The 11797-nt window shown below is 48.6% G+C and carries 12 protein-coding genes; 11 read left to right on the forward strand and 1 reads right to left on the reverse strand.

Translation table 11 applies throughout. From position 1 onward, the window contains the following. The first annotated feature begins 53 nt into the window (after window positions 1-53). From ABN764_RS17890 to ABN764_RS17930, 9 genes are all read left to right on the forward strand, one after another. Window positions 54-1220: a cysteine desulfurase family protein gene (locus ABN764_RS17890; protein ID WP_446672671.1), complete on the forward strand. Its 1167-nt coding sequence runs from the start codon at window positions 54-56 to the stop codon at window positions 1218-1220. 49 nt (window positions 1221-1269) lie between these two features. After that, window positions 1270-2583, forward strand: a complete 1314-nt coding sequence (thiI, locus tag ABN764_RS17895) for a tRNA uracil 4-sulfurtransferase ThiI (protein WP_028531283.1) — start codon at window positions 1270-1272, stop codon at window positions 2581-2583. Between the two features lie 95 nt (window positions 2584-2678). Next, the gene (locus ABN764_RS17900; protein WP_174811290.1) at window positions 2679-3338 is read left to right on the forward strand and encodes a TerC family protein; all 660 of its coding nucleotides are present in this window, start codon (window positions 2679-2681) and stop codon (window positions 3336-3338) included. Window positions 3339-3593: 255 nt separating this feature from the next. Then, window positions 3594-4082 (forward strand): LiaF transmembrane domain-containing protein, encoded by a 489-nt coding sequence (locus ABN764_RS17905; RefSeq protein ID WP_021256780.1) that lies wholly within the window; start codon window positions 3594-3596, stop codon window positions 4080-4082. A gap of 173 nt (window positions 4083-4255) precedes the next feature. Then, the gene (gene typA / locus ABN764_RS17910) at window positions 4256-6103 is read left to right on the forward strand and encodes a translational GTPase TypA (protein ID WP_021256779.1); all 1848 of its coding nucleotides are present in this window, start codon (window positions 4256-4258) and stop codon (window positions 6101-6103) included. Window positions 6104-6143: 40 nt separating this feature from the next. Beyond that, window positions 6144-6428, forward strand: coding sequence for a YlaH-like family protein (locus ABN764_RS17915; RefSeq protein WP_021256778.1), 285 nt, complete (start codon window positions 6144-6146; stop codon window positions 6426-6428). A gap of 60 nt (window positions 6429-6488) precedes the next feature. Beyond that, a complete protein-coding gene (locus ABN764_RS17920) occupies window positions 6489-6767 on the forward strand; it encodes a hypothetical protein (RefSeq protein ID WP_028531282.1) in 279 nt (92 codons plus the stop codon). A 12-nt stretch (window positions 6768-6779) separates the two neighbouring features. Further along, window positions 6780-7925, forward strand: coding sequence for an LCP family protein (locus ABN764_RS17925; RefSeq protein WP_021256776.1), 1146 nt, complete (start codon window positions 6780-6782; stop codon window positions 7923-7925). Window positions 7926-8007: 82 nt separating this feature from the next. Further along, a complete protein-coding gene (locus ABN764_RS17930; protein WP_268624517.1) occupies window positions 8008-8169 on the forward strand; it encodes a hypothetical protein in 162 nt (53 codons plus the stop codon). A gap of 73 nt (window positions 8170-8242) precedes the next feature. On the opposite strand, the gene ABN764_RS17935 is transcribed toward ABN764_RS17930, so the two are convergent. Beyond that, window positions 8243-8776 carry a YhcN/YlaJ family sporulation lipoprotein gene (locus ABN764_RS17935; RefSeq protein WP_065290505.1) on the reverse strand — a complete coding sequence of 178 codons (534 nt, stop codon included), beginning with the start codon at window positions 8774-8776 and terminating at the stop codon, window positions 8243-8245. 156 nt (window positions 8777-8932) lie between these two features. Here ABN764_RS17935 and ABN764_RS17940 point away from each other — a divergent pair, with 156 nt between their 5' ends. Together ABN764_RS17940 and ABN764_RS17945 are read left to right on the forward strand one after the other, a co-directional pair. Continuing rightward, on the forward strand, window positions 8933-10270 hold the full coding sequence (locus ABN764_RS17940; RefSeq protein WP_021256774.1) for a PhoH family protein: 1338 nt from the start codon (window positions 8933-8935) through the stop codon (window positions 10268-10270). Between the two features lie 154 nt (window positions 10271-10424). Then, complete coding sequence (locus ABN764_RS17945; protein WP_174810457.1) at window positions 10425-11789, forward strand: extracellular solute-binding protein; 1365 nt, start codon at window positions 10425-10427, stop codon at window positions 11787-11789. The last annotated feature ends 8 nt before the right edge of the window (window positions 11790-11797 follow it).

The raw sequence follows: 11797 nt of genomic DNA on the forward strand, positions 1-11797 counted from the left end.
ATTGCGCCTCGATCCGATTTTGATCTTTTTTGTTGTCATGAGGAGGGAATGTGGTGAGCGCAACTCAGTTGTATTTCGATCATTGTGCATCGACTCCCCCCCATCCGGATGTTATTCGGACGGTTGCGGAGGTGATGGGGCAGGTGTATGCCAACCCTTCATCGATTCATGGTGCTGGGGGGCAAGCAGAGCAGCTTATTCGACGCTCGCGCGAGGTTGTAGCTCGCGCCCTGGAAGTGGAGCCTGAAGATATACTGTTCACATCAGGGGCGACAGAGAGCAATAACATTGCTATATTCGGAATTGCGAAGGCCTATCAAGCTGCAGGCAAGCCAATCCATATGATCGTATCTGAAGTTGAACATGCATCCGTATATAAATGTGTTCAGCAGTTAGAGCAGGAGGGGATTGAGGTTACCTACCTTCCTGTGGATGAGAACGGCCGAGTTCGTCCTGACGAAGTGGAGGCTGCAATTCGGCCTCATACAGTACTCGTTAGTATCATGCACGTCAACAATGAAATGGGTGCTATACAGCCTATTGGAGAAATTGGAGATATGCTGCGCCGCTACCCAAAAGTAACGTTCCATGTGGATGGGGTGCAGGGCCTGGGCAAGGTTCCCGTTCGTCTTGCTGAATGGGGTGTAGACCTATATAGTCTCTCGGGACATAAGATTCAAGGGCCACGTGGGGCTGGTGTGCTCGTTAAGCGGAAGCAAGTCGGATTGAAGCCGCTAATGTATGGAGGTTCTCAAGAGGGGGAGCTTCGTCCTGGTACAGAGAATGTCCCCTGCATTGTAGGGCTTGCTAAGGCGGTCAGACTAGCGGTCGAAGGGCAGTCTGAATGCTATGACAAGCTTGTTCGCCTGCGTCAATTCGTACTTGAGCATTTGTCACAGATGAAGCCGCTTGTTGTGAACAGTCCTGCTGTTCCATATGGCGCTCCACATATCATCAATGTATCATACCCTGGAATGAAATCAGAGGTTGTGGTTCACGCCCTCGAACAGCGTGGCATTATTGTCTCAACACAATCCGCGTGTTCATCGAAGCTCCATAAGCCCAGCCGTGTGCTGCTGGCGATGACGCATGACTCTCAAGTTGCTGCAAGCGGAATCCGCATCAGTCTGGATGCGAACTGCTCTGAGGATGAGTTGAAGCGGCTTGTACAGAGTTTCAAGCAAATGACAGAACAATTGCAATCTCTTGTGCAGCGATAATATAGGTATTGGAATCGATAGCAAGCGAAAGGCAGGGAAAGAGAAAATCATGGAATACGATATGATTCTTCTTCGTTATGGGGAAATCACAATTAAAGGCAAGAACCGCAGCAAGTTTGAAAAGGCAGCTTACCAGCATGTCAATGCAATGCTCAGTCCTTTTCCTAATGCTAAAGTCATTAAAGAATACGGTCGACTCTATGTTGAGCTGAATGGTGAGCCATTAGACGAAATGATTCAAGTGCTCAAGCATGTGTTCGGTGTGGTGTCCATTAGTCCAGTTAAACGAACTCCTTCTGAGCTAGAGCCGATAATTGAAACGGCCGTCCAATTAATCCGTGAGATGAATCCTGCGGATGGGACAACCTTTAAAGTTTCTGCGAAGCGTGCTTGGAAGGGATTCCCGCATGGCAGCCAGGAGATGAATTACCTTGTTAGTGCGCCTGTGCTACGCGAGTTTGAGGGGCTTAAGGTCGATGTGCGCAAGCCTGAAATTGATTTGCGCGTTGAGGTTAGAGAAGAATGGACCTATGTGTATAGCGAAGTTGTACAAGGTGCGGGAGGCTTCCCATTGGCATCCAACGGCCGCGGCGTGCTGCTTCTATCTGGGGGGATTGACAGTCCAGTTGCCGGCTATGAAGCATTGCGCAAAGGGCTGCAACTGGATGCGATTCATTTCCACAGCTATCCGTTCACAAGTGAACGGGCGCAGCGGAAGGTGCTCGATCTTGCTCAAGTGCTTGCGAACTATGCAGGACGGATGCGTGTGCATATGGTTCCCTTTACAGATATCCAGACTCGCCTTCATCAGAGTGGACATGATAACTTGCTTATTACGCTGATGCGCCGTGCCATGCTGCGCATTGCCACACAAATTGCAGAGCAGCGCAATGCGCTGGCAATCGTAACGGGAGACAGCTTGGGTCAAGTTGCGAGCCAGACGCTTGGCAGCATGAATGTCATCGGCCGTGCGACAGATCTGCCATTGCTTCGTCCGCTTGTTACGGTGGACAAGGATAAGATCATTCGTGAAGCAGAGTATATCGGAACTTACGACTTGTCCATTCTTCCCTATGAAGATTGCTGTACTCTATTCATTCCGAAATCGCCGGCGACGAATCCGAATTTGAATATCGTTGAGCATGCGGAACGTTCTATCCCCGAGCTGGATGATCTCATTAAAGCTGCTGTGGAAAACACGGAAGCGATCCTGCTGAAGGCGGGTGGCTCGCCTGATGATGCAATCGTGTTGTCGGGTAAAGACAAAGACAAGGTAGCGAATGCGAATGAGCCTGCTCAGGTTGTACAGAAAGCAGATGAGTCTGCTGGGCCGGCAGCGCCAGCAACTGGAGATTGGTTCTAAACAATTGGATTGACTTGTTCTGCGCATTGGCTAGCGAATAGCGGAATAGCTCGGCCTCCTCTGTCATAGACCTAACTACAGGGGAGGGACGGGCTGTGGAATCGATATGGTTGTTAGTGGAGATTATGCTGATTAACTTGGTGCTTAGTGGAGACAATGCAGTCGTAATTGCCATGACGAGCAGACGCTTGCCTAGGCAACAACAGCAGCAGGCCATCTGGTGGGGCGCCGCAGGCGCGGTTGTACTTCGCATTGTGCTGACTGTAGCGGCATTATGGTTAATCAACATTCCGCTCCTGAAGGCTGCGGGAGGGGTTATGTTGTTCGTTATCGCGGTTCAACTGATTGCTGAACAGGAGCCTGCAGATACGCGGGATAACGAGGCCCACTCTTTATGGGGGGCTATTCGAATTATTCTATTAGCCGATGTGGTCATGAGTCTCGACAATGTGCTGGCGATTGCAGCGGTAGCCAAGGGAAATCTGGCATTTGTTGCAATCGGCATAGCACTAAGTATTCCCATTATTGTGTGGGGAAGCGGGTTCATCAGCATATGGCTTCAGAAAATGCCGCTGCTTCTGTATGCGGGTGCAGGGATACTTGGCTATACCGCGGGCGAGATGATTGCGTCTGATGAACGATTGGCGGTATGGCTGCCTGCCATGTGGAGCAAGCTTCATTACGGATTCCCGTGGATCGCTCTTGCGCTCGTCGTGCTGCTCGGATTTTGGTTTCGGCGCCAGGTACGTTATTAGCTCTTTTTGATCTTCTGCAATAGATAATCGGAACAGATGCTTTGTACCTGCCGAAGTACGCTGATGGCAGGTTTTTTCTATTATGAATAGAGGGCGGTTATGGAAGTCTCAGGAGGGTTTGGTAAGGGTATTGTGTTTTTTTCAAGGAGCAGGTAGTAATTTTACGAACTTTCATATACACTAGAAAAAGTAAAAAACGACGCGAATTGCGTCACATCGTGTCCGAATCAGAAATCTGGACATGGAGGTTGACCTATGCCTAGAAACCAACAAGTGATTGGCATTGCTATATTGGCTGCAGGCTTATTCATTTTGCTTGGGAAAATGGGAGTGTTTGCTTTCATCGGCGGTACGATGTGGCCGCTCCTCATGTTCCTTATCGGTATTGCCTTGTATGTATTTGCACGAATGGCAATCCTGCCGCCTGTAATGATGGTTCCAGCAGGTATGCTGACGATGTATGGCGTCCTGTTCATGCTAAGCCACTGGATCAATTGGAGACTGTTCGGGTATTTATGGCCACTGCTTCTCATTGGGATTGGCGTGGGCCTGTATGGATACTACGCATACGATCCATACCATCCGAGAGGCGCATGGCAAGGCGCGCTGTTGTTCGGTGGGGTCGGTGTATCCATGCTGATCTTGATGCTCGTATTTGCAATTGGTACGTATATGATTGCCGTTGCACTCATACTTGCCGGAGCAGGGCTTGCATTTGGCGGACTCAGAAATCGATTCCGTTAATGGAAGCACTAGCTGGCGAACATGTAAGCGTAAAGTTCTGAAGTGTCCGTGCTAACATGCTTCAGAATGACCTATCGTAGGAATAGATGCCGCCCTCTATGGCGGCTTTATTCGTGGTTAGCTTGATTTGGATTTTTGGTATGATTCCACACCCAGAAAGGAAAGATTTTACGATGCAAGACAGAAGCTTACTTCGCAATATCGCAATTATCGCACACGTTGACCACGGGAAAACGACTTTGGTAGACAAACTGCTTCAACAATCCGGTACATTCCGTGAGCATGAAGCTATTCAAGAACGCGCAATGGACTCCAATGACTTGGAGCGTGAACGCGGAATTACGATCCTGGCTAAAAATACAGCCATCACGTACAAAGATAATCTGATTAACATTGTAGATACACCAGGCCACGCTGACTTCGGCGGCGAGGTAGAACGCATAATGAAAATGGTTGACGGCGTATTGCTCGTCGTGGATGCATTTGAAGGCTGCATGCCGCAAACGAAGTTCGTACTTCGCAAAGCGCTTGAGAGCCAATTGACGCCAATTGTTGTTGTAAACAAAATTGACCGTCCAAATGCTCGTCCAGAAGAGGTCATCGACGAAGTGCTTGAGCTGTTCATCGAGCTTGATGCGAATGATGAGCAATTGGACTTCCCAGTTGTATATGCATCTGCGCTTAACGGTACATCGAGCATGGAATCCGATCCTGCGAAACAGGAAGAGAACATGCAGGCGTTGTATGAGACGATCATCTCCCACATCCCTGCACCAACTGAAAATCCAGAAGAGCCATTGCAATTCCTCGTTACTTTGCTCGATTACAACGAGTATATGGGACGTATTGCGATTGGTCGTGTGAACCGTGGTACGATCCGTCAAGGTCAATCTGTAGCGGTTATTAACCGTGAAGGGAAGACGAAGCAGGCACGCATCGAGAAGCTGTTCGGTTTCCAAGGGTTGAAGCGTGTTGAGCAAGAAGAAGCTGGAGCGGGCGATATCATTGCCATTGCGGGCATTAAGGATATTAACATTGGTGAGACGATTGCAGATCCGGCGAATCCAGAAGCACTTCCGGTTCTTCATATTGATGAGCCTACTCTGCAAATGACGTTCCTCGTGAACAACAGCCCATTTGCAGGGCGTGAAGGTAAATGGGTTACATCACGTAAGTTGCGCGAGCGCTTGATGAAGGAACTGGAGACAGACGTCAGCCTTCGTGTTGAAGAGACCGACAGCCCGGATGCATTTATCGTGTCGGGTCGTGGTGAATTGCATTTGAGTATTTTGATTGAGAACATGCGCCGTGAAGGATACGAGCTGCAAGTTTCGAAACCAGAAGTTATCATCAAAGTTGTGGATGGTAAGAAGACGGAGCCGATCGAGCGCTTGCTTATCGACATTCCAGAAGAAGCTACAGGTCCGGTAATGGAAAGCTTGGGAACGAGAAAAGCAGAAATGGTCAACATGATTAACCATGGCAATGGCCAAGTGCGTTTGGAGTTCTTGATCCCTGCACGTGGTCTTATCGGATACAGCACGTACTTCTTGACGCTGACACGCGGATACGGCATCATGAACCACGCGTTTGACAGCTATGGCCCATATGCTGGCGGTCAAGTTGGCGGACGTCACCAAGGCGTTCTCGTATCGACAGAAACAGGAAATTCAACACTGTACGGCATTATGTCCGTTGAAGATCGCGGTACGTTGTTCGTAAACCCAGGTACTGAAATTTATGAAGGTATGATCGTTGGTGAGCACAACCGCGACAACGATATCGTCGTAAATATTTGTAAAGAGAAGGCGTTGACGAACGTTCGCTCCGCAACCAAAGACGATACTGTCAAGATGAAAACTCCTGTTCTATTCTCTTTGGAACAAGCTTTAGAGTATTTGAATGATGATGAATATTGCGAGATTACACCGTCTTCTGTACGGTTGCGCAAAAAAATACTGAACAAAAGCGAGCGTGAACGCGCAGAAAAGACGCGCAAAGTATCCGAATCCCATGTATAATGGGATTTGGACAACTTTGGCAAAGGAGTGAGCGTCTACGATGCAGGAATGGTTGGCTTCCCATCCCTTTGTAAGTTATGCGCTTATTTATCTGTTAATCGTGTATGTGTTCAATAAAGTCTTCCGTGTGCAGAAACTCCCGATATTGAAGGAGGTACTGATCTATTTGCTGATGGGATTGGGTGCGTTTGTTCTGCTCATCTTTCAAATAGACAAGCTGCCAATCATTCAATGTTTGTTTGTCGCGGTCGCTTTGATGTTCATGGTACGCATTCGCTATTTTATGGAAGCTCGCCGCAAGAAGGCGACAGATTCAAAGAACTAATGGATTGTGCGTCATCGTTATCACCATCACCGACACGCAAAGGGGAGAGAAGGCCGGATGATGAAGCTGCAAGTTGCACTATTCAATTGGCTGCAAATTCATATTGTGTCTGAGCAGCGCCCGGATGATGGGGCAGCGAAGGAGACGGTACAATTTTTTGAGACAATCTTGAAGGAGGATCATCAACTGACCTCCTTCGAGGCTTGCTTGGATGGATCGGATGAGCGATATGTCATTACGTATTGGCGGGAAGAAGAAATGAGTACAGAAGTATTCGACCGCGAAGATGCAGAGCGATTATGGCAGGACATCGAAGCGAATCCGAAATACAATGAGTAAGTGAGGTAAGATATGAATTCATCGACACCATTGCCACCTAGAACGAAGCAGAAACGGCGGAAGTCGCCTGAGAGGAAGCCCTCCGAAGGGAAGTCTTCCACGAAGAAGCGAGGGATGCCGAAATGGTTGAAGGTGACCCTTATCACCGCGCTTATCGCAGCTGTTGTCGTTATATTCATTGTCGGATATTTTGCTTGGTATGCGAACAACAAGTTGAACGATATTTCTACAGTTGCTAAACAGGGCGGCGGCAGTTCAACGGTGCAAGATACGCTTTCACCGAACAAGGAGCCTTTTTCCTTCATCTTGCTCGGTATCGACTATCGGCCAGAGCTGCCTGGACGTCGTACTGATGTTGTCATGGTCGGCGCAATGCATCCGGAAACACAGGAAGCGGTGCTTGTTTCTTTGCCGCGTGATACGTATTTCGAACTGCCCGGTTATCATCCGGATAAGCTAAATCATTATTATCCGAAGTTCTTCACACTTAAGGAGCAAGGCAAGCTGGACAGCGCTACTCCAGAAGATGAGATGAAACTGATGCTTGGCAAGTATATGGGCATGCCGATCGACTATGCCGCAGTGATTAACTTCCAAGGCTTCTCTGATGTCGTGGATGCAGTCGGCGGCGTCAACGTGAACGTGGATCAGAACATGTGCTATAACGATAATGCGGATGGAACCCATATCAAGCTGAAGACAGGCCAACAGACGCTCGACGGCAAGAACGCCCTTGACTTCGTTCGCTACCGCAAATCGAACTGCCGTCCAATGACGAAGGGCACGACAGATGCGGATCGCAACGTCCGCCAGAATGCAGTGCTGAAGGAAATCGTCGGCAACATGCAATCGCTTGGCGGTCTAACAAAGGTAACAGGCGTTATTGATGCGATGGCTGATAACTTTAAAATTGATATGACACCGGACCAAATTCGCAGTTCCATTTCTACGTACTTAGGAATTAACCGCGATAACATTCACTACATTTCAGTAGATGGGAATTGGGTTAGCCCGTACATCTATCCGGACACGGTGAAGTTGGAAGAGGGCAAGCAGGCGATTAAGGATGTACTTGCCGGCAAATCATTGAAATCAACCTTATCCGGAGAAGGCGGAGCGGACTCGCAGCATGCGAATACAACCCAACCTGGCTCCTAAGTGGATAAGGGTATGCAATTTTTGAAGCATCATTAATATAATAGAGTAAAGCTGCAATTATGATGTGGAGGAGGTCTGAGTGATGTCCGAAGCTTTGATGATGAGTAATCCCTTATTGCAACATAAGATGTCCCAAGGGTCTCATCTGTTATCCGATCAAACAGACATCGGGACGGCCTATTGCCCATCTGCAGCTGTTATGCTGGATCATGAATATGACGATGTCTTCATGCGAAAAGCCTAGTGGAACCCCACTAGGCTTTTCGTGCGTCAATATGCTTGTCCGGTCTTCACGCGGCCGTTCGGCAATCATGCAGCTACATCTGTTTTTTCAGTTTAGGCTGGTCTGTATTTCGGGATGGATCAATATGTTGGACGTCGCTTGGCATCTGCGGCACGATGCGGCCCATAATATCTGCAAGTTCTTCTGTAAAGCCAGAAATAGGGTGGCCTTGCCGAATATCAACCGCCATCTCATGAAGACGCTGATTCAAATCGATATCTGCGGTAACAAGTGCATGGGCGCCATATTTGTCTTTGCTGAGAACCTCTGCAACGGAATATTTGACAGTTCCGACTCGAGAGCGTTCTAGGCTCGCATCGACGTCAATCCCGACAATTGCGGTATTGCCGAATACGACACAGTTAACGTTGCGAACCCCCGGCACCTTCCTAGCCAGCGCAGTTAAGTGTTCGCGAACGGCTTCCCGATCGTGAATGACCGGTTTTCCATTATTCGTCGATCTCGCCTTAACCTGATTGGAGGAGTTATTCGTAGCAGCGTGCTTATTCGCGTTGCCGCATCCGGCGATGAGTCCGATGACAAGCATGGCAATTAGCAACATACGCATGAATTCATCGTTCCTTTCTTTGTTCGTTGGTCAAATAAGTAGTGCGGCATGTGTACTGACTATAGTGTGAGCGGTGCCTGCATTTTTTATGTAACACCGAGCGCGGCTGTCCGCTGGTGTTGCAAGTACGGGCATGCGAACTGAAAGGGAGATCGTATGAGTAAAATTTTTGTACTGGATACGAATGTGTTGCTGCATGATCCGAACGCATTATTTGCATTTGGCGACAATGAAGTGATTATCCCGGCAGTTGTACTGGAAGAGATTGATTCGAAGAAACGAAATGCAGATGAAATCGGGCGCAATGCCCGTACTGTTTCCCGTTTGCTAGACGGGCTTCGCGATGTAGGCCATCTTCATTCGGGGGTTAAACTGCACAACGGTGGAACGTTGAAGGTGGAGTTGAATCATCGCAGCTTTGTCAAAGTACAGGAGATGTTCGGGGAAGTATCGAATGACAATCGGATCTTGGCTGTGGCATTGAATTATCATTTAGAGCAGGAGGAACGGCAATCCGAGCCAGCAACTGTCATTCTAGTAAGCAAGGACGTGCTTGTACGAATCAAGGCAGATGTATTGGGATTGCATACAGAGGACTATATGTCAGATCGCACCGTACAATCTGGCGATGAGTTGTACAATGGCTGCGTCACCTTATTCGTTCATCCTGGGGTGATCGATGAATTTTATTCCTTCCGGCATCTCCCCATCCGCAGCTTAAATGTCAATATGTCATTTCACCCGCATGAATTCGTCATCTTGAAAGATAACATGGGGACGAGTAAGTCTGCTTTGCTCAAGGTAAGCGCAGACGCCAAGAAGCTTGAGCCGCTATTTCTCAGTAATGATCCCGTGTGGGGCATTACTGCACGGAACGCTCAGCAGCGTATGGCGCTTGAGCTGCTGCTCAATGACGATATTCCCCTTGTCACTATGGCAGGGAAGGCAGGTACAGGCAAGACGTTGTTGGCGCTTGCAGCTGGCCTCATGAAGGTGGAAGATGAGCGCAAGTATAAGAAGCTTCTCATTGCAAGGCCAGTAGTGCCAATGGGGAAGGATATCGGGTATTTGCCAGGGGAGAAGGAAGAGAAGCTTCGGCCTTGGATGCAGCCGATTTATGATAATTTGGAATTTCTGTTCGATACGAAAAAAGCTGGGGACATTGAGAAAATATTGCTGGGTATGGGCAATATCCAAGTTGAGGCGCTCACTTATATTCGTGGCCGTTCCATACCGGGACAGTTCATCATCATTGATGAGGCTCAGAATTTATCCAAACATGAAGTGAAGACAATCGTATCCCGAGTCGGGGAAGGAAGTAAAATTGTCCTCATGGGAGATCCGGCTCAGATTGATCATCCTTATCTGGATTCAGCAAGCAATGGTCTCACCTATCTGGTGGAACGGTTTAAGACAGAAAGTGTAAGCGGCCATGTCACCCTTGAGAAGGGAGAACGCTCCCGACTCGCTCAGCTTGCAGCTGATCTCCTATAGAGTCATTAGTGAGCGACAGCCCTCAGAGCCTCTGGATAGTCCCAGGGGCTTATTTTTTTGCTCTAATGACGCATTCAGATAGGGACAGCTAGTGCGTTCGGTGCTACAATAAGGATGTGGAAAAGTCAAAAATGGTAACGTGGGAGGAGAATGAGTGCCGAACTTAAAAAAGCTGCTAGTTGCGGTTATTATGATTTTCGTTTCGTTACTCTTGCTGTCCCAATTTCATATAGATGATCAATTATTCGTACCATCACAGCCCTCAACGAATGAGGTAGCCAATCGCCCGCCTAAGGCGAAGAAGAGTCCAGAAACGTGGAAGCAGCTAAGAGTGCAGGTGAACCTGTCACCTATATCATTTATCCAACTCAATCAAGCCAATCAGTCTTTTATTGACGAAACGGGCATCTATGTAGAGCTTGTCAATACGACAGATAAATTGACTGATGCTGAATGGTTCAATCAGCTGGTTCAGGAATATAGTGCGGACATTATGCTGTCAGACAGTGTTTCCGTAATGGGCTTTGCCAAAAAGGGGTGGCTGCTGCCGATTGAGCAGTCATCGAATGCTGGCTTCTCCTCTCCGGCATGGCTAATGAATCAACTGAAGTGGAATGGGTATACGTGGGGAGTACCTGCTCAGATTGATCCTTATGTGCTGGTATGGAACAAGGAATTAATGGCCGGCAGAACCAAAGAATCCTTGCCTTCTAATTGGGAGGAGTGGAAGAGGATCCTTGACCCTAGCAGTCAGGAGGGGGCTTCTGCTCTGCTTGAGCGTGGTACAGCTGCTGTAGAATTGCGTGCTATGCCTCAAGCCTGGTTTGCCTGGCATGATGGAGATAAGGAAGCCTTCTTATCGTTAATTCGGCGGTTGGGCTTGCTACGGCCGGAAGTGAATCAAGCGCCATTGATGCGTGCCGATTGGTATGCGAAGGGAGTTGCCGACAATGCGCAAGGATCCGGTCTTAAGTGGAACCAACAGTTAGCCCAGCTGGAGTCTTATCGAGCTCATTTTATACCTTGGGGAGAGAAAGCGAGCAAATCAGATACGTGGGATTTGCTGCGTGCCGGTCGAGTAGCCTTTGGGATCGTTCCCTATTCGGAAGCAGTGGCCGAGGTTAGTGAACCGCTAGCGATTGAAGCGCCAGCCGATGTACATCTTCCTGCTGGGCAGTGGGCAACAAGCAGAAGCTATATGATTGCTTCCAGTTCACAGCATGAAGCGGAGGCAAGGCAATGGATTGATTATATGACAAGTCTTGCGGTTCAGCGAGAATGGTACGATACATTGTCTGTGCTGCCTGCTCACGAACAAGCATACATAGATCGCTGGAGAGATATCCGTCGCTGGCTGCCAGATATGTTCCTGCCTCAAGCCAATCAAGGAGCAGCGTTATTTCATGCAATGGAACCGATTTATGGATGGATTGGGACAGCTGAGCTTTGGCTGAAGGGGGCTGCAACAACGGAGCAGCTCCAGAAGGAATGGAATCATTCAAGCACGATCAGCAGATAGCGGGATTG

Source organism: Paenibacillus wuxiensis, assembly GCF_040195695.1.
GTDB classification, from domain to species: Bacteria; Bacillota; Bacilli; order Paenibacillales; family Paenibacillaceae; genus Paenibacillus_B; species Paenibacillus_B suaedae.